We start from the raw sequence: 18,613 nt of genomic DNA, 5'->3' as shown, positions 1-18,613 counted from the left end.
TAGTTTTTAAGGTTGTTTTAATTATTACTGCTTTCTCTAATTAGTTGAGGGGATGAATATGATCTTACGAATTGTACTGATTATGATATTTGGATATATGACGATTATTAACCTTACAAGACCAGTAGTCACATTATTTGCAACAGAATTGGGTGCTTCTGTTTTTGAAATCGGCATCTTAACAGCCGCTTTTGCCTTTTTTCCACTCATCTTTGCGATTCATGTTGGGAAAATTGCTGATAAAATTGGAGATCGGCTGCCGGTTTTATTAGGATTTATTGGTTTAACAATCTCGATGGCTATTCCTTATTTTTTTCATACGATGTGGGCTTTATATTTAAGTCAAATTATTGTTGGAATAGCCAATATATTTTTAGTAGTATCCTTGCAAAATGTTCTAGGGAATGCATCAACTCTCGAAAATCGTGATAGTTATTTCAGTTGGTTCGGAATGGCGACAGCTTTAGGCGTACTAGTAGGACCTATTATTGGAGGTTATATTTCAGAGCATTTTTCATATGCCGATGCTTTTCTAGTTTCGGTATTTATTAGTATTTTTACGATGTTATTTTCTTTTAAAATACCAGTTATTATAAAAGAAAATAACACTGTAAAAGCTGGACTCTTGTCCTCCATTGGCCTCTTAAAAATGCCTTTATTACGAAGTGCATTATTTTCAAGTGCTTTAGTCCTATACTCAAGAGATATTTTTGTAGCATATTTTCCTTTATATGCAAAACAATACGATATTTCAGACTCTACAATTGGATGGATCATAGCTGTACAAGGGTTAGCCATGTTATTTATTCGATTTGCCCTGCCCAAAATTACATCCTTATTAGGAAGAGATAAAGTATTAAGCATTTCGATTATCGTTGCTGGAATCGCCTTTTCTCTAATGCCCTTTACAGGCAATATACTATTGTTAGGCTTTTACAGCTGTTTGATGGGCTTTGGTTTAGGCTGCGGTCAGCCTCTGTCGATGTCGACCACCTACAGCGTATCACCGAAATCTAGAACCGGTGAAGTACTTGGCCTAAGGGTTTCTACAAACCGTCTTTCTCAACTGATAGCTCCTCTCTTTTTTGGTCTCATCGGTACTTGGATGGGGGTAATATCTGTATTTTTAATTAGTGGAATATTTTTATTCGGTGGAACATATTTTCTTGGATTAAAAGATTTTAGTGAAGAACAATAATAAAAATTGACCAGGGGTCTCATTGGGGGCTCCCTGGTCAATTTTCCATTACTATGCCGAAATTTGGGTATGTGAATTCTTCTTTAAATCCCAGTAATTTAAAAGCTTAAAAACAGGAGGTAGAGTTACACATACAGCGATTATCCGCAGTACTTGCACGGCCACGACAAATGTAGGATCCCCTTTCAGGACAACGGCTGTAGTGGTCATTTCAGCGACACCACCAGGCGCAAATGCTAAGGCTGAAGTGATAAATGTTATCCCGGTTATAGTTGATACAATATATGCACAGACAAGTATAGAGAAAATGAGAATAATTGTGCACAAGGAAGATATAATTAAAGTTTTCTTTATCCCAATAAACATACTTTTAATGAAACGAGAACCTATACTTGCACCGATGAAAATTTGAGAAAAAATAATCAATTCATGAGGCCACCATGCCAAAAGATCGTGACCAAAAAATAGTGGGCTAAATGATTTGAAGATAGCTACACTTACCATACTCCCAATCAACCATGGAGCTAGGAATTTCAAATATTTTCCTAAAAAATACCCAACAACTGCTACAAGTACTAATATTATTGTCATTAATATTTGATTAGGCTCAAAACTGATAGTTTCACTAGAAATGATATTGCTAAATTCTGTGTTTACCTGATTGCTAAACCAAGATGATAGAAGAACAGGTATCGTAAGAATAACTAAAAATACACGGACTGTCTGAATGATACTAACAACCCCAGTGTTGGCACCTACCTCATCCGCAATGCCAGGCATCGTAGACATTCCTCCAGGTGCAGTAGCGAAAAAGCTAGTTAGCATATTCAAATTACTATATTTCCATAAAATAAACCCTGCAAGCAAGGAGAAAGAAATAGACAGGAGAAGCATGATAGAAATAGCCAGCCAATTATCTCTAAAAGTAAATAATACAGTGGTATTCATTTTCTGTCCTAGTTCAATTCCTAAGATACATTGCCCTATATATAGCCAATATTTAGGGATGCCTGCCTTATTATTGGGTATGCTCAAAAACTTCGGTCGTGTAAAAGAAAGAACAGTCGCCATAATTAATGTACCAATCATCCAACCGATTGAGAGGCCGGTGAGGGATAGAAGGAACCCACCGGCCCCGCTTAAGACTACAAATAAAAATATTCGTAAAAAACCTTTGCTGCCTTTCACTTACTTTACCTTCTTTCAAAACAATAGTTTAAGAAACCATTATTTTTTCTGATATAAAAAAATGATAATACACATATTGTATTATTTAGTCTATATTTTAAATATGGTATTAATTTTTTAACAAACACCATGTATGCTAAATTCCGATTCCAACGTAAAAAGGAGAATGAGGATGAGTCAATACAATAGAGAAGAGATACAGATATATTCTGTAGATTCCAATGATAAAAGTACTGAAAATTTAGCTTTAATAATGAAAGAGCTTATTCGCTCTTCTGGTTATAAAATAGAAGATATTATCATTCTCTGCATCGGCTCTGACCGGTCTGTCGGGGACTCGCTTGGTCCTCTAGTTGGAACTATGCTTAAAGAACATAAAGTACCATATCAAGTATATGGTACTTTAGAAACCCCTGTTCATGCTTTTAATTTGAAAGATACGTTAAAGGACATAAAAAAACAATTTAAGAAAACTCTTATTTTTAGTATAGATGCATGTTTAGGTGAACAAAACCAAGTAGGCCATGTTTTATTTAAGGAAGGACCACTTGTTCCAGGTAAAGCTCTAAAAAAAGTTTTGCCAGAAGTAGGGGATTATCATTTTTCAGGAGTAGTAAACTATATAGATCCATTACCAACTATGCAATTTCTAAATGACACCCGTCTATATACAGTTATGAATCTGGCCAAGAAAATTGTAACCATAATTGTTCAATCAGCAAATGAATAGATTGGATGAGGCTGACCCTTTAAGAGTCAGCCTCATTGCCGATATATGGAAACCTGTAATTATTTGACTAATTTATTTATTAAATAGCCCCTGTTAAGAAAGCAACTATAATAATGGCTAACGAGCATAGTATAGCCCATTTAAATGCATATCTCTGCATTGTTCCGAAATCTGTTTTTAACATACCAACAAGTAAAAATGTGGATGCTACAAGTGGACTTAAAAAATGAACCGGTTGTCCTAAAACAGAAGCTCTTGCAACTTCTAATGGATCAACACCATAAGCAGCTCCTGCTTCAGCCAAAATCGGCAAAACTCCAAAGTAATAGGCATCATTGGATAGAACAAAAGTTAGTGGCATACTCGTTAAAGCAACAACGGTAGGGAAGAATCCACCTAAGGACTCTGGAATGATAGATACCATGGAATTGGCGATAGCATCAACCATCTTTGTACCGGAAAAAATTCCTGCAAAAATACCAGCAGCAAATACTAATATAACAACAGTAATAGCGTTACCTGCATGTGCAGCAATGCGTTCGCTTTGCTTCTGTATATTTGGGTAGTTAATCATGGCAGCGATTACAAACCCAATTAAAAATATTATTGCAGCAGGTAATATTCCTGCGATTAAAATATACATAACGGCGACTGTTAAAAGAAGATTAATCCAAATTAATTTAGGACGTTTAATATCATCCGTAACAGTTGCAACAGCTGTTACGGCTGCTTCCGCAAAAGCAAAAGAATTCTTCTTAGCAGCAACATCTAAATCAATAACCCCAAGTCTTGCACGTTCCTTTTTCCCGATTAAAAAAGCAATGAATAGAATAGAAGCCATACCCGCAAGCATTGTAGGTAGAATTGGAACGAAGAATTCATTTGCGTCCAAGCCTAAAGATACGATTGCTCTTGTTGCCGGTCCGCCCCAAGGAGTCATCCCACTCATGATACTGACAGATAGTAAAGAGATTGTAGCAAGTCCAAGTGGATTCATACCAATCCGTATAAAAAGCGGTAACATAGCGGAAATCGTGATCATATGAGTTGTTGTACCATCGCCGTCTAACGCAACAGTCATTGCAATAATGGCCGTTCCTATTGCGATTTTGACAGGATCCCCTTTAACGATAGTTAATATTTTTTTAATAAGTGGATCAAATAGACCCGCATCAATCATAATACCGAAAAATAGAATAGCAAATAATAGTAGAGCAGCTGATGATGCAACAGTTTTGATCCCATCGGCCATCATATCCCCAAGTTCTGCAATACCGAAACCTCCGAATAATGCAAAGATAATCGGAACGATTACAAGCGCCGCAACTGGTGATAAGCGCCTAGACATAATTAAGTAGGTAAATACAATTACCATTGAAGATCCTAGAAAAGTAAGCATAATGAAAAAATCCCCTCCTGTATCGAAATCGCTTACAAATAAGGAATAAAAAATAAAATAAGAAACCTACGATTTCTTGCATTATTTCTTAACTTCCTGTTTGCTATTTTTAGAATATTATAAACCTACTGATAAGTGAAATAGATATTTTTTTAAGTTTTTTTAAAAAAAATTTTATAATCCCTTTATTCTACATCACCATTAAGATTGGTATGGTTGTTTAAAAAATTAACGAAAGTCTTTACAGAAGAGAGATTTAAAGAATCCTGGTTATACATTAACCATGTATTTCTTAATACCGGTTCCCCGTTTTTATAAGATAATCCATAAGTATACAAGTTATCAGAAGGCTGCATGCATATTTCAGGTAAGATGGAAACACCAAGATCATTTTTTACCATTTCCTTGCAAGTCTCTTGTCGGTCTGTTTCCATGGTAATTAAAGGGGGTTCTGGAAAACGGTCCTGCCACCATCCGTTTATTAAACCTTTTAGTGAACTGTCTGTCTTATAATTGATAAATGGAAGGTTGGGTAAATTACTTATCTGGACCTCTTTTTTTGAAATTAAACAGAGTCTTTCCTTGTGGAGAAGCGTTTTTATTCCATACCATTCATAATTTCCCCGTAATATTCCTAAATGAACTGTCCCACTATCAAGTAGCTGCATAATTTCCGTACTCCAACCTGTATTGACATTAAATTGTACATGGGGATATTTTGTTGAAAACTTCTTTAATATTTTGGGAAGCTTATATTGTGCGAAGTTACTAGATACACCTAGACGTAACGTTCCCCGCACTTCCTTTTGCATATTTAACATATAATCCTTCGTTTTTTGAAGCTTTTGAATCATTTCTTCAGCATAGTTTGCTAAATGTATACCTTCAGAGGTAAACTCTATGCCTCCTTTTATTTTATAAAAAATACTTGTTCCAAACTCTTTTTCTAGGTTTTTTAGTCGATAGGTTAAGGCCGGCTGTGAAATAAATAAACGCTCTGCTGCCCGGCTGATATTTTTTTCTTCATACAATACGCTAATTGCTGTCCAGTCTTTTTCATCCATATTTGCAGTTCTCCTTTTATTAGGTTATAAGTATTTTTTTAGATTTTAGTTAAAAAATATGTATTTCACTTATGATTGGAGCTATCATACTATATTTTTAAAGGAACTACTAGTGAGAAATTCCGAGCAAAGGTGGTTAGCGATATGAAAGTACCAGTAGTAATTATGCGTGGGGGAACAAGTAAAGGGGTTTTTATAAATTTTGAACATATGCCTGCAAACCGATTTCATTGGGAAGACTTCTTACTTGATATCATGGGCAGTCCGGACCGTAGACAAATCGATGGTCTTGGGGGGGCTAATTCCTTAACGAGTAAGGCAGCCATTATTAAGAAGTCAGATTCACCTGAATATGACGTCGAGTACACTTTTGCCCAAGTAAGTATTGATAATCAAATGGTAGATTTTAAGGGAAACTGCGGTAATATATCATCTGCAGTGGGCCCATATGCAATCGAACAAGGACTTGTAGCTGCTAAGGAACCAATTACAATCGTAAGGATTTTTAATACAAATACACAAAAGTTAATTACAGCGGAAGTTGAAGTTGAAAATGGACAAGTGAAGACAGAAGGAAGTTGTTCTATTCCTGGAGTTCCTGGGACAGGGGCACCTATTTATCTATCTTTTAATCGGGCTGAAGGTGCTGTAACAGGTAAACTATTACCAACTGGAAATCCAATTGATATGATCAAAACAAAGGATCGTCTGATTCCTGTTTCCGTTATTGATGCGGCTAATCCTTTAGTTTTTGTAAGAGCTCAGGACGTTGGCTTAATTGGAAATGAGTCACCTTCTGACTATACTGAAGAAAAACTTAATGAGTTAGAGGCGATCCGTTCGATTGCGGCTGAAATGTGCGGATTTGCTGATCGGAAATCTGCAACACTGAAATCCCCGGCTGTACCGAAAATGACGATAATTGCACCTCCAATGGATTATATTGATATTACTGGAACAAAAAGAAATGCTTCAGAAATGGATTTAATGATTAGGATGATGTCAATGCAAAAGCCACATCAAGCTTTGGCAATCACAGGTGCAATTTGTACATCGACAGGGGCTTTTTTGAACGATAGCATTCTTTCAGATATGATAAATATTAAGCATGATGTTTTGCGATTAGCACACCCAGGTGGAATTATGGAAACAAAGGTAGAATTTCTTGGAGGTCATATAAGTGCTATTAAAGTTGTACGAACCGCAAGAACGATCATGGAAGGCTATGTTTATACGAAAAAGAGTCATAAGTTCTCTTATCAATTAGCTTAACAGTGTAATAAACAGCTACTAGAAAATGGACTACTCGCTCAGAGTGGTCCTTTTTTTAATCATTGAAATTTTCATACAACAGTATCTATAGTATAATTTAACTACTTCCGATTTAAGGATGGGTAAAATGAAAACGCTAAAAAACATAAAACTTCAATATCGAATTACAATTTTTACACTTACCCTAATTCTTTTTATAATTATTTTAACAAGCTTGTTATTCTATAAAATATTTTCTGAATCATTTGAACAGGAGCTTGGAGAAGATGCATTGCATGTAGCTACTACAGTTGCGTCAATGCCGGAAATTCGTAATGCCTTTGAAACAGATGAACCATGGAAAATCATTCAACCTGTGGTTGAAAAAATACGTATAGAGACAGACGCTGAATATATTGTCGTTGGTAATAATGAAGGGATCCGTTATTCACATCCAATTCCTGAAAGAATCGGAAAAAGGATGGTGGGAGGGGATAATGATAAAGCGTTAATTTATGGGGAGTCATACATATCGAAAGCAAAGGGATCCTTAGGATGGGCAATTCGTGGCAAGGCACCCATTAAAGACGATAATAATAACATTATTGGAATTGTTTCAGTTGGGTTTATGATGAACGATATCAAAAATGATGTTAAAGGTTATGTACCTTTTATTATTCTTATAGCTTTAGCTGGCTTGATCATAGGTACGGTAGGTTCAATCTATATTGCTAACAGAATTAAGAAAGGTATGTTTGGGCTGGAACCAGAGGAAATTTCAGCTCTGTATACTGTTCGTAATGCGGTCATTCAGTCTGTTCGTGAAGGAATTATTGTGGTTAATAAAGAAGGAATAATCGTAATAGTCAATCGTGTGGCTTATGATATTCTTTCACTTGAAAAGGGAAAAGTTGTCGGAAAACCCGTGTGGGAGGTTATTCCAACTACGGCGATGCTGGAAATCTTAAGTACTGGAGAAGAAAAACTCGATAAACAAGTGGAGTTTAATGGGAAAAAATTAATTGTCAATCAATTGCCTGTCAAGGTGAAAGAGGACGTAATTGGTATTGTTTCAAGCTTCCGATTAAAGTCGGAGATGGACCAATTAACAGAAGAATTATCACAGGTCAAAAGGTATACGGAAGCCCTTCGAGCGCAAACCCATGAGTTCAATAATCTTTTATATACAATATCAGGTCTATTACAGCTGGAAGCTTATGATGAAGCAATGGAACTGATTCATAAAGAAACAACTGTTCAACAAGGCATTGCCAAATTCATTATGGAAAAATTGAATGATCCTTGGTTAGGTGGAATTTTAGTAGGTTTTTATAATCGTGCCCGCGAATTAAAAGTTGATTTTATTTTGGACCAGGAAAGTAGTATAGAGCAAATGCCAAGCCATATAGACCAAAGCGATTTAGTTTCCATTCTCGGTAATTTAATAACCAATGCTTTTGAGGCAGTTGCAAAAAACGGTCCAACAAATAAAAAAGTAAGGCTTTTTATTACCGATATTGGTGATGATTTGTTGATTGAGGTGGAAGACTCGGGTCCTGGAATTGAAGATTATATGATATCCAGTATTTTTAAAAGAGGCTTTTCAACGAAGGAAGGCGGCAACCGTGGATACGGTCTGGCGAGGGTAAAAGAATTGGTTGAAGACTTAAATGGAACGTTGGCTATCGAAAGAGGGGACTGGGAGGGTGCTCTATTCATTATAGCAATACCGAAGGAAAGGTTGGAGTAAAATGTCCGATTTAATTGAAGTGTTAATTGTCGAGGACGACCCACGAATTGCAGAAATTCATCGTCGTTTTACGGAAAAAATAGAGGGGTTTAAAGTGATTGCAACAGCAACAACAGGGGAACAGGCAAAAGAGTGGTTAGAGGTTGTGCAGCCACATTTAGTCTTGCTTGACGTTTATTTGCCTGACATGAAAGGCGTTGAATTGATTAAGTTTATTCGCCAAAATTTTCAAGAAATTGATGTCATTATGATTACCGCTGCATCTGAAGTTGACATTGTCAGCCATGCTCTACGTGGTGGTGCTTTTGATTATATTATTAAACCTTTAACCTTTGATCGTTTTAAAGAAAGCCTTGAAAACTACCAACATAAGATAGCAAAATTAAAAGGAAATCAAGAGCTGACACCTGAACAAATTGAGAGTTTATGGAATACAAGGACCAAAGCCGGGACGAGTGAAGCAAATGATTCTCCAAAGGGAATTGACCCTTTAACATTAGAAAAAATTCTAAGATGTATTGAATCGATTGGTAAAGAAGGAATCACGGCAGAAGCCTTAAGTGCGGAGTCTGGTGTAAGTCGTTCAACGGCACGACGCTACCTAGAATATTTAATATCTAAGAAAAGTGTTTATGCGGAGCTTATTTACGGAAATGTTGGCCGTCCTGAGCGGAGGTATTTCCGTGTTCATTCGTGATTTTTATGAACAAAATGAAGTTTAAGTGGTTTATATAACTTATGACCTAATACTTCTAATATAGATAATGTTCTGATAATTTTAAGACAGCGCTTACAACGCTGTCTTTTTTCGATAAAAAAATACAAAGGGGGATTTAAAAATGAAGCTTAAAAAATTTTCTGCAGTATTTCTTTCAGGTATGTTGGCACTAAGCCTAGCCGCTTGTGGGGGCGGGGGAGAGAAAGCAAGTACAGACACTAAATCCGAAGGGGCTCCTGCAGCATCCGCTTATCCGGAAAAACCAATTACAATTGTTGCGCCATCTGGTGCAGGTGGAGGCTGGGATTTAACTGCACGTGCAGTTGCTAAAGTTCTTGCTGAAACAAAATTAGTAGATAAAACGATGACAGTCGAGAATAAACCCGGTGGTGGCGGCGCTGTTTATATGGCAGAGTACGCAACACAGGAAAAGGCTAATCCGTACAAGTTAATGGTAAGTTCACCACCAATCCTAATTAACAATGATAAGAAAGAAGGAAATAGTCCATATGGATATAGGGATACAACTCCTTTAGCACAATTAACTCGGGATTATGGTGCGATTGTTGTAAAAGCAGATTCTCCATATCAAGATTTAAAATCTGCTCTTGATGCAATTAAGGCGGATCCAACAAAAGTAACTGTTGCTGGAGGTTCAGCCCCTGGTTCAATGGACCACCTAGTGGCAGTTTTACCAGCATTTAAATATGGAATTGATCCAAAAGCAGTGAAGTATGTTTCCTATGATGGCGGTGGTGAAGCCATTGCTGCATTACTTGGCGGAAATGCCGACCTTATTGGAACAGATGCATCATCAATTACAGAGTATTTAAAGGCTGGTAAAGTTCGTGTCCTTGCCGTTAGTTCTACTGAGCGTTTAGGTGGAGATTTAGCTGATATTCCAACGTTTAAAGAAGAAGGAGTTGATGCTGAATTTACAATCTGGCGTGGAATTTTTGGACCGAAAGAAATGAAAGAAGAAGAATTGAAATTCTGGGATGAAAAATTAAAAGCTTTATCTGAAAATGAATTATGGTTAAAAGAGCTAGAAGCTAATGGTTGGGCAAGCGAGTATAAAAACTCAGCAGACTTCACGAAATTCTTAGAAGAACAAGATCAAGACATTATTGAATTATTGACAGCACTTGGAATGCAAAAATAATACGCCAAGGCGAATTTGATTAAACCAGGGGAAGAGATTGTCCTCTTCTCCTAATCTTTACTTTAAAGTAAAGCCTCCGGCGGATGCCTCAGATTTTTAGAGGTAGTTTTTCGAGCAAGCTCGAAAAAATCTGGGCGCAAATACGCCAAGGCGCATTTGATTAGGTGGTGAGTATGAAGATGAGTAAGACATTTGATCGTTACTCCAGTATTATCTTCTTAGTATTAGGAATTGGAATTATAGTTGAAAGCACTAAGATTTCTACGTCTTCTTATGGAAGTAATGTAGGGCCGGATGTTTTTCCGAAAGTTTTAGGAGCATTATTAATTATATTAAGCTGTCGGCTTTTCTATGAAACTTTTAAATATGTAAATAAGGGAAAAAATAAAGAGTCTCTTGATTATAAAAGATTTCTTGTTATTTTAGTTTCTGCGATTCTCTACGCTTTATTACTTGAAACATTAGGGTACGTCATTACGACCTTCCTATTCCTAACAATTAGTTTCCAAGTGATGCAGAAGGGTGGATGGTTGAAAACACTATTAATTTCAGGTGCATTCTCTTATGGTATTTACTTCCTCTTTGTAGAGGTTTTAGAAGGTACATTACCGGGGTTTCCAACATGGTTCAGCTAGGGGGTGAAAATAATGGAAACATTGCAATTTCTAGGTGATGGTTTTGCCCTTGCTATGCAGTGGCATAATCTGGTATTTGCATTTTTTGGAGTATTAATTGGAACAGCAGTAGGTGTACTACCGGGAATTGGTCCGATGAGTGGGGTTGCTTTATTGATACCGGTAACAGCCACTATAACATCGGGACTTGACCCGGAATCAGCTGCGACAAGTTCTATTATTTTATTAGCTGGTGTATATTATGGTGCGATGTATGGGGGTTCAACTACTTCCATTCTATTAAACACGCCAGGTGAGTCTTCGTCTGTTGTAACGACATTGGACGGCTACCAAATGGCGAAAAATGGCCGGGCTGGTGCGGCATTGGCCATTGCGGCGATTGGCTCTTTCGTTGCTGGGATTGTTGCATTAGTGGGACTTGTTATTTTAGCCGAGCCGTTGTCAAATGTCGCTTTATCCTTCGGTCCTGCTGAGTACTTTTCACTAATGATTCTCGGTCTTTGTGCCGTTAGTGGACTTGCAGGAAAATCAATGACAAAAGCACTTATTATGACAGTTGTGGGCTTATTGCTTGCAACAATCGGTATGGATAATGTCTCAGGGGTAGCCCGTTTTACGTATAATATTCCGGTATTATATTCAGGATTAGAATTTTTAACAGTAGCGGTAGGTTTATTTGCTTTAGGAGAAGTATTTAAAACGATTCTCCACAAGGAAGATGATGATGGAGAAATTGCAAAGGTCGGACGTGTTTTTCCTACGAAAAAAGATCTTAAGGATAGCACAGCTCCGATTCTGCGTGGATCTTTACTAGGATTTTTTATCGGCGTTCTTCCCGGGGCTGGTGCAACATTAGCTTCTTTCTTCTCTTACATTACTGAGAAAAAGGTGAGCAAAAATCGTGAGAATTTCGGAAAAGGTGCGATTGAAGGGGTAGCTGCTCCTGAATCAGCTAATAATGCGGCATCGGGTGGAGCGATGATTCCATTACTAACATTAGGAATCCCCGGCTCAGGTACAACAGCAATCTTAATGGGCGCCTTGATTATGTATAATATTCAACCAGGTCCATTACTATTTACAGATCATCCAAATGTTGCTTGGGGATTAATTGCCAGTATGTTTATCGGTAACTTGATGTTACTTGCATTAAATATGCCACTTGTAAAAGTATTTGCAAAAATTATTGAAACTCCTAAGAAATACTTACTACCGTTTATAATTGCAATTTCCATTTTTGGGGTATATGCAGTCCAATTTACTACATTTGACCTTTTGCTTCTTCTTGGCTGTGGTGTTGCTGGATATTATTTGACTAAGAATGACTTCCCGGTTGCACCGCTTGTATTAGGACTAGTATTAGGTCCAATGATTGAAAACAATATGCGTCGAGCATTGACGATTTCAAACGGTGATTTCATGATCTTTTTACAAAAACCATTATCTTTAAGCTTCCTAATTATAGCAGTATTGTGGATGGTAATTCCAATGATTTTAAAAATGAGAGGAAAAAGTGTCATTATAAATGAAGAAGGTTGATCCTAAGGAAGAGGAGATGAGAGAAATCATCTACTCTTTTTCTATGCCTTGTTTTTGCTGATAAAATAGATTACCTTTATTCAATAGAAGAACACTGACGAATAGGGGTCTATAAATAATGGCGATAAATAAAAGCTTTAAGGACTATCAAATAAGTGAAGAGATTGTAAGAGCACTTGAAAGCTTGAACTATAAAAACCCGACTGAAGTTCAGGCTGAAGTAATACCGATTGCATTAGAAAAAAAAGACCTGATAGTAAAATCACAAACGGGTAGTGGTAAAACGGCCTCTTTTGGTATACCCCTTTGTGAGATGGTAGCGTGGGAGGAAAACAAGCCTCAAGCACTAATTCTTACACCAACCCGCGAACTGGCTGCTCAAGTGAAAGAGGATCTAACGAATATTGGTAGGTTTAAACGGATCAAAGCTGTTGCTGTATATGGAAAGCAGTCGTTTGCAAAACAGAAAGTAGAACTAAAGCAAAAAGCACATGTAGTAGTTGGTACTCCTGGGCGGGTGCTAGATCATCTTGAAAAAGGTACACTTGTGGTGGGACAGCTGAAATTTCTAATTATTGATGAGGCAGATGAAATGCTAAACATGGGGTTCATTGATCAAGTTGAAGCGATTATTAAGAAACTGCCAACAGAGCGGATGACTTGTGTTTTTTCAGCTACCTTACCTGATGATATCGAAAATCTCTGCCATAAATATATGAAAAATCCAATCAAGATAAATATCCAGGATAAAGGGGTTACTACAGATAAAATTGATCATTCACTTTTAATAGTGGAGCGGGAAGAAAAACTACCCCTTCTTAAAGAAGTAATTACAGTTGAAAACCCAGACAGCTGTATTATTTTTTGCGGAACTCAAGAGGAAGTAAATAAGGTTCATAAGCAACTAAATCGATTTAAATTCCCATGTGAAAAATTACATGGAGGTCTGAACCAAGAAGAGCGGTTTGCAGTTATGAATGATTTTAAAAGAGGGAAATTCCGGTATTTAATCGCTACAGATGTGGCAGCTAGAGGAATTGATATTGAGAATATTACTCTAATAATTAATTATAACATGCCACGTGAAAAAGAAACCTATGTACACCGCACTGGGCGAACAGGGCGGGCAGGCAAGGTGGGAAAAGCGATAACATTTATAGATCCACTTGAAGAAAAGTACTTAACTGAAATTGAAAAATATTTAGGTTTTGAATTACATAGAAAAGATCCGCCTTCAAAGGAAGAAGTTAAGCTAAAAACGGCAGCGTTTAAAGCGAAGATTAACGAAAAACCTACGCTAAAAGAAGATAAAAGTGCAAAATTAAACAAAAACATCATGCGGTTATATTTTAATGGTGGCAAGAAAAAGAAGCTTCGGGCTGTAGATTTTGTAGGCACTATTGCAAAGATTGAAGGTATTAGTGTGGATGATATTGGAATTATTACGATCCACGAAAACGAAACCTTTGTTGAAATATTAAATGGCAAGGGACCACTCGTTTTACAAACAATGAGGACAACCACGATAAAAGGAAAGCTATTAAAAGTTCATATAGCCAAATAAGCGGGACATTAATTTGCCCCGCATTATTATGAACGGTAGATGGTAGTTCTATTTCTTCCATTATGCTTAGATTGATAAAGGGCTGTATCAGCTCTTTTTATGACCCTTTCAGGTAGCTGGTCTTTCTTATAGTATGAAGATATTCCCAAAGAGATATTGATAGCTTTTCCGATAGGGCTCGGCGTTTCCGCTATTTTAATCCGCAATCGTTCTGCTAGAGCAAAGGCTTCTTCCTCATTTTTTTCTTTAATGATGATTGCGAACTCTTCACCACCATAGCGATAACACAAATCTTCTCCCCGAATTATGTCAAGCATGATCGAAGCAAGAAATCTTAACACATCATCTCCAACTAAATGACCATGTTCATCATTAACTTCTTTAAAATGGTCGATATCAGCCATAATTAATGAAAATGGGATTTGTTGATCTATTAGTTTTTGGATATCTTGATCAAAAGCCCTTCGATTGGCTAATCCAGTTAGACCATCTTGATGGGCTTGATTCGTTAATACTTGAAAATGCTCTTGAATATGCTTTAACAACTGACGAACTTCATATATATATGCTCTCATTTCAATCAGACGAATGGATTTAGTGTCTTTATTAGGAAGAATGGCTTCTTCTGAAAATCTTGCTAACTTATTAATTGGACTAGTAATGTGACTTGAAATAATCCATCCAAGTACTAAAACGACTAATAAAAGCGGAAGTGATTGAATAATAGTTTTTTTTGTTAAGATGCGAAGCGATTCTTCGATAACAGAAGTGGGCGTTTGTGCAATGATTCCCCAACCAGTGTTTTCTACAAAGGCATAACCAGAAAAATATTCAGTGCCCCTGTTGTTAATAATTTGAGCAGAACCACTTTTCCCCTTCATGATATTTTGGACAAGAGGATGATCAGCAATGGATTTATTGATTTGGCCAGGATCAGGATGATAAATAATAGTCCCTGAACGATCAACAACAAAAACAGAGGACTTGTCCAAAAACTCATGATGATTTAGTAGTCTTTTAAGAGAATTATTACTTTCGAGATAGATTGTGCCGTCTACAACACCTTTATAAATTCCTTCGTCACTAAAAATCGGATAGGATATTAGCACCATTAAGTTCCCGGTTTGTGCCAAATAAGGATTTGAAATAAACGGTTTTTTCTCTTGTAAAGCCTGCTCCATAAGTGTAGATTTAATTTTCGTTCCAGGCTGTACTCCGCCCTTATTGTTTGGAACCGCCTGAGGGCTCATTAATTGAACAATACCGTTTGCATCTGTGATAAATAGTGAATTATAATAACCACTATTGCCGGTCCTCCAATTATCTAAATCAGTTTGATTGAATTCTTGCTGACCAATAATTTTAGCTAATGTACCAAGATTATGCTGAATATCATCAAGTAAAACATTTGTATTTATGGAAACCTTCTGTGCGTAACGATAGTTATTTTCTAAATGATTTGCTGTTAAAGTATTTTTCAAGTCTTGATTTGATAAATACCAGTTTATGAGGGTAGTGCTAAAGACAGTAAAAACCACTAATAGACTTATCGCAAAGTTCAATTTTATCCCTTTTTTTAGTATAGCCATAATGATTTCCCCTTTTGCGATAAAAGTGAAGATCTTCATTCTAGTATAATTTTACCATATCAGTAAAATAATAATAGTTCTTTTGGCATATGTTCACTAAATAGCCATGGGGCGAGACCTTGTGGCTCACCCTAAATGATTTTGACCTCGACCCATTTGCGTACACTGTTTATAAACCACAGCTTGGTACATTTCTTTAAATCAGATAATGTCAATGACTTTTCTTGAATTTCTCCTTTATCGATTAATGATTCCCGAAAAGTGCCAGCTAATAGGCCGCTAGTAATCGGTGGTGTCCATAGTTGGCCATCCATTTCCAGAACAACATTGCCGTTCGTAAATTCCGTTAATTCCCCGGATTCATTCCACAAAAGGACATCGAAGACATCTGGGAATTTCTTTTGGAATTGAGTATATACATCTCTGTTCGTTGTTTTATGATACGAGAATGGATTATCTATTGTTATAGGTTTGTCAGCTAGCTTTACCTTCAATGGTTCTTCCGGTTGGATGATGGGGCTAGCTTCAATTGTCATCTTTCCACTTTTCGGTAAGAGGAAACGAACCTTCAACCTTCCTATATTATTTTCCTTTGCAAAGGCTTGCAGTACTTTTTGAATAACCTCTTTATTAAAGGGAAATCCACCAAAGTATTGAGCCGAATTTTGTAAACGATTGAGATGTTTCTCTAATAAGAAATACTCTCCGTCTATTAATAATAAACTTTCAAGTAGTTGAAACTCTGGGCGCTCCACCTCAAGGAAGCTAGCTTTCTCAAGTATTTCATTATACTCTCCCTCCACAGTTGAATCCCATGTTACACCACCGCCAACCCCGTAGATTGCCTCACCAGACCCTTGTTCAATTACAACCGTCCTTATCGGTACATTAAAGATTGCTTCTTTATGCGGTGTTATAAAGCCGATAGCTCCACAATATACTTCGCGTGGAGTTGATTCTAAGTCCTTAATAATCTCCATTGTCCTGATTTTCGGTGCGCCAGTGATGGATCCGCATGGAAAGAGTGCTTTAAAAATATCGACGAGAGTAGTGTTTTCAGATACCTTTGCCGTGATTGTTGATGTCATTTGATGAACGGTTGGGTATCGTTCAATTTCGAAAAGCTTTGGAACATGAACAGATCCAGATTCAGCAATCATTCCTAGGTCATTGCGAAGTAAATCGACAATCATGACATTCTCAGCACGGTTTTTTTCTGAATGATAGAGCCACTTGGCTATTGCTTCATCTTCTGTTATAGAATTCCCGCGTTTAGCCGTCCCCTTCATTGGACGTGTAATTATCCGATCTTCTTTTAAGTGGAAAAAAAGTTCAGGTGAAGCAGAAATTATACTATGTTCTCCTGTATTGATATAAGCGCAATAATTTGAAGATTGGGCCTTTTTTAATTTTTCAAAAAGGGCGATATCGTCTCCTTGAAATTGGGAGGTAAGCCGAATCGTATAGTTGACTTGATACGTATCTCCGCTTGCAATAAATTGCTTGATAGCTGAAATTGCAGTCTGGTAATCATCCATACTAATGGAAGGCTGCCATTGCGTGTGATTGTATGAGCCTGAACTGCTTAACGAAGAATGCTGGGGCTCAGAAAATAAGCCAAACCATAAAAGCGGCATAGAATGTCCTTCACTTACATTTAAAGCTTTATCAAAGGCTGGCGCACTTTCGTAGGATAGAAATCCTGCAGCATAGAATCCTTTGTTAACCGCATCCTGTACTAGTTGCAGGCTCGTTAACACTTCATCCATTGTATGGGCAACAATGATCTTTTGTGGATTGCAAAACGTAAGTGGTTGTATTTCACCGGAAGAATCAACATATTCAAAGGATAAAAGGGGTCCCAGTTTTGCTTTATTTTCTATTTGCATGTAGTTAGTTCCTTTTCATTAAATTTTCATTAAAGTTTTGTTTCTAATAATAACACATTTGAATCTGGGACAGAGAACCCGATCCTCTGTCCCAGGGGCAGACCCTATGGCTCAAAGTAAATGACATGTTGTCATTTATTTGTTGACTTGTGACATAGTGTCATTTAAAATTAAGTATAAAGGGCATGACAAAGTGTCATAATAATGAATAGAATAAAGAATTCAAGGTTTCGACATCGTTAGGACACATTTGTATATTACTATTAATGGAAAGGGTAAATAGTTCCGAATGAACAGGAGGTATTATTTTGCCCAAAATTACTTTTTTTAATTTGGCAAAGGATAAGAGACAATTATTGATTGAAGCACTTGAACAAGAGTTTTCCAGAGTTCCATTATATAATGCCTCAATTTCTAATATTGTTAAAGCGGCGAACATACCGAGAGGGAGCTTTTATCAATATTTTGAAGACAAAGAGGATGCGTACTTCTTTCTATTAAAAGAACAAATACTTAAAAATAAAGAGAATTTCATTTTGTCCTTGCAAAAGTGTGATGGTGACTTATTTGATACGATGACTGAATTGTACGGATTAACGGTAAGAGAACTATCAAAAGGTGAAAATATTAATTTTTTAAAAAATGTCTTTTTGAATATGACGCATGAAATTGAAAATAAATTTAATGAAATTTTTCATGCAGACGGTGATATCGAACATTTTAAAAAAATAAGCTTGCTTATTAAAAGAGATGATTTAAATGTTGCCAATGATCAAGAATTACTTCATCTAATGAAAATAGTCATAACGATTACACTACGCAATCTAATTGAAAAATTTGCACAAAATTTATCTGAAAAAGAAGCTATGAATAATTACTTAATTGAAATTGAATTATTGAAAAAGGGTTTAAAGAAAATCTAAGGCAGAAGGGATGT

The 18,613-nt window shown here is 36.6% G+C and carries 15 protein-coding genes; 10 read left to right on the top strand and 5 right to left on the bottom strand.

What is annotated here, in order from left to right:
* Positions 1 to 58 precede the first annotated feature (58 nt).
* Complete coding sequence (locus BAZO_RS06660; RefSeq protein WP_003330594.1) at positions 59 to 1,198, top strand: MFS transporter; 1,140 nt, start codon at positions 59 to 61, stop codon at positions 1,196 to 1,198.
* Between the two features lie 51 nt (positions 1,199 to 1,249).
* On the opposite strand, the gene BAZO_RS06655 is transcribed toward BAZO_RS06660, so the two are convergent.
* On the bottom strand, positions 1,250 to 2,386 hold the full coding sequence (locus tag BAZO_RS06655) for an AbrB family transcriptional regulator (RefSeq protein WP_003330593.1): 1,137 nt from the start codon (positions 2,384 to 2,386) through the stop codon (positions 1,250 to 1,252).
* 172 nt (positions 2,387 to 2,558) lie between these two features.
* Between BAZO_RS06655 and yyaC the strand changes: the two genes are divergently transcribed.
* The gene (gene yyaC, locus BAZO_RS06650; RefSeq protein WP_003330592.1) at positions 2,559 to 3,116 is read left to right on the top strand and encodes a spore protease YyaC; all 558 of its coding nucleotides are present in this window, start codon (positions 2,559 to 2,561) and stop codon (positions 3,114 to 3,116) included.
* 79 nt (positions 3,117 to 3,195) lie between these two features.
* On the opposite strand, the gene BAZO_RS06645 is transcribed toward yyaC, so the two are convergent.
* Positions 3,196 to 4,515 (bottom strand): CitMHS family transporter, encoded by a 1,320-nt coding sequence (locus tag BAZO_RS06645; protein ID WP_003330591.1) that lies wholly within the window; start codon positions 4,513 to 4,515, stop codon positions 3,196 to 3,198.
* Positions 4,516 to 4,700: 185 nt separating this feature from the next.
* Positions 4,701 to 5,579, bottom strand: coding sequence for a LysR family transcriptional regulator (locus tag BAZO_RS06640; RefSeq protein ID WP_003330589.1), 879 nt, complete (start codon positions 5,577 to 5,579; stop codon positions 4,701 to 4,703).
* A gap of 144 nt (positions 5,580 to 5,723) precedes the next feature.
* Between BAZO_RS06640 and BAZO_RS06635 the strand changes: the two genes are divergently transcribed.
* From BAZO_RS06635 to BAZO_RS06605, 7 genes are all read left to right on the top strand, one after another.
* Positions 5,724 to 6,851, top strand: coding sequence for a 2-methylaconitate cis-trans isomerase PrpF family protein (locus BAZO_RS06635; RefSeq protein WP_003330588.1), 1,128 nt, complete (start codon positions 5,724 to 5,726; stop codon positions 6,849 to 6,851).
* A 127-nt stretch (positions 6,852 to 6,978) separates the two neighbouring features.
* The gene (locus tag BAZO_RS06630) at positions 6,979 to 8,580 is read left to right on the top strand and encodes an ATP-binding protein (protein ID WP_003330587.1); all 1,602 of its coding nucleotides are present in this window, start codon (positions 6,979 to 6,981) and stop codon (positions 8,578 to 8,580) included.
* A 1-nt stretch (position 8,581) separates the two neighbouring features.
* A complete protein-coding gene (locus tag BAZO_RS06625) occupies positions 8,582 to 9,277 on the top strand; it encodes a response regulator (RefSeq protein WP_003330586.1) in 696 nt (231 codons plus the stop codon).
* Positions 9,278 to 9,419: 142 nt separating this feature from the next.
* Positions 9,420 to 10,460: a Bug family tripartite tricarboxylate transporter substrate binding protein gene (locus BAZO_RS06620; protein ID WP_003330585.1), complete on the top strand. Its 1,041-nt coding sequence runs from the start codon at positions 9,420 to 9,422 to the stop codon at positions 10,458 to 10,460.
* A 179-nt stretch (positions 10,461 to 10,639) separates the two neighbouring features.
* Positions 10,640 to 11,095: a tripartite tricarboxylate transporter TctB family protein gene (locus BAZO_RS06615; RefSeq protein ID WP_003330584.1), complete on the top strand. Its 456-nt coding sequence runs from the start codon at positions 10,640 to 10,642 to the stop codon at positions 11,093 to 11,095.
* Positions 11,096 to 11,107: 12 nt separating this feature from the next.
* A complete protein-coding gene (locus BAZO_RS06610; protein ID WP_003330583.1) occupies positions 11,108 to 12,634 on the top strand; it encodes a tripartite tricarboxylate transporter permease in 1,527 nt (508 codons plus the stop codon).
* A gap of 118 nt (positions 12,635 to 12,752) precedes the next feature.
* Entirely contained in the window at positions 12,753 to 14,198 is a 1,446-nt protein-coding gene (locus tag BAZO_RS06605) for a DEAD/DEAH box helicase (RefSeq protein WP_003330582.1), read from the top strand.
* A gap of 26 nt (positions 14,199 to 14,224) precedes the next feature.
* On the opposite strand, the gene BAZO_RS06600 is transcribed toward BAZO_RS06605, so the two are convergent.
* Together BAZO_RS06600 and pabB are read right to left on the bottom strand one after the other, a co-directional pair.
* Entirely contained in the window at positions 14,225 to 15,787 is a 1,563-nt protein-coding gene (locus BAZO_RS06600) for a sensor domain-containing diguanylate cyclase (protein WP_003330581.1), read from the bottom strand.
* Between the two features lie 131 nt (positions 15,788 to 15,918).
* The gene (gene pabB, locus BAZO_RS06595; protein WP_003330580.1) at positions 15,919 to 17,676 is read right to left on the bottom strand and encodes an aminodeoxychorismate synthase component I; all 1,758 of its coding nucleotides are present in this window, start codon (positions 17,674 to 17,676) and stop codon (positions 15,919 to 15,921) included.
* A 308-nt stretch (positions 17,677 to 17,984) separates the two neighbouring features.
* Here pabB and BAZO_RS06590 point away from each other — a divergent pair, with 308 nt between their 5' ends.
* On the top strand, positions 17,985 to 18,599 hold the full coding sequence (locus BAZO_RS06590; RefSeq protein ID WP_003330578.1) for a TetR/AcrR family transcriptional regulator: 615 nt from the start codon (positions 17,985 to 17,987) through the stop codon (positions 18,597 to 18,599).
* Positions 18,600 to 18,613: the final 14 nt, after the last annotated feature.

The organism is Schinkia azotoformans LMG 9581, assembly GCF_000307855.1.
GTDB lineage: Bacteria > Bacillota > Bacilli > Bacillales > Bacillaceae_J > Schinkia > Schinkia azotoformans.
The sequence above is the reverse complement of the archived record's forward strand: the minus strand, read 5'-3'. Positions and strand labels throughout refer to the sequence as shown.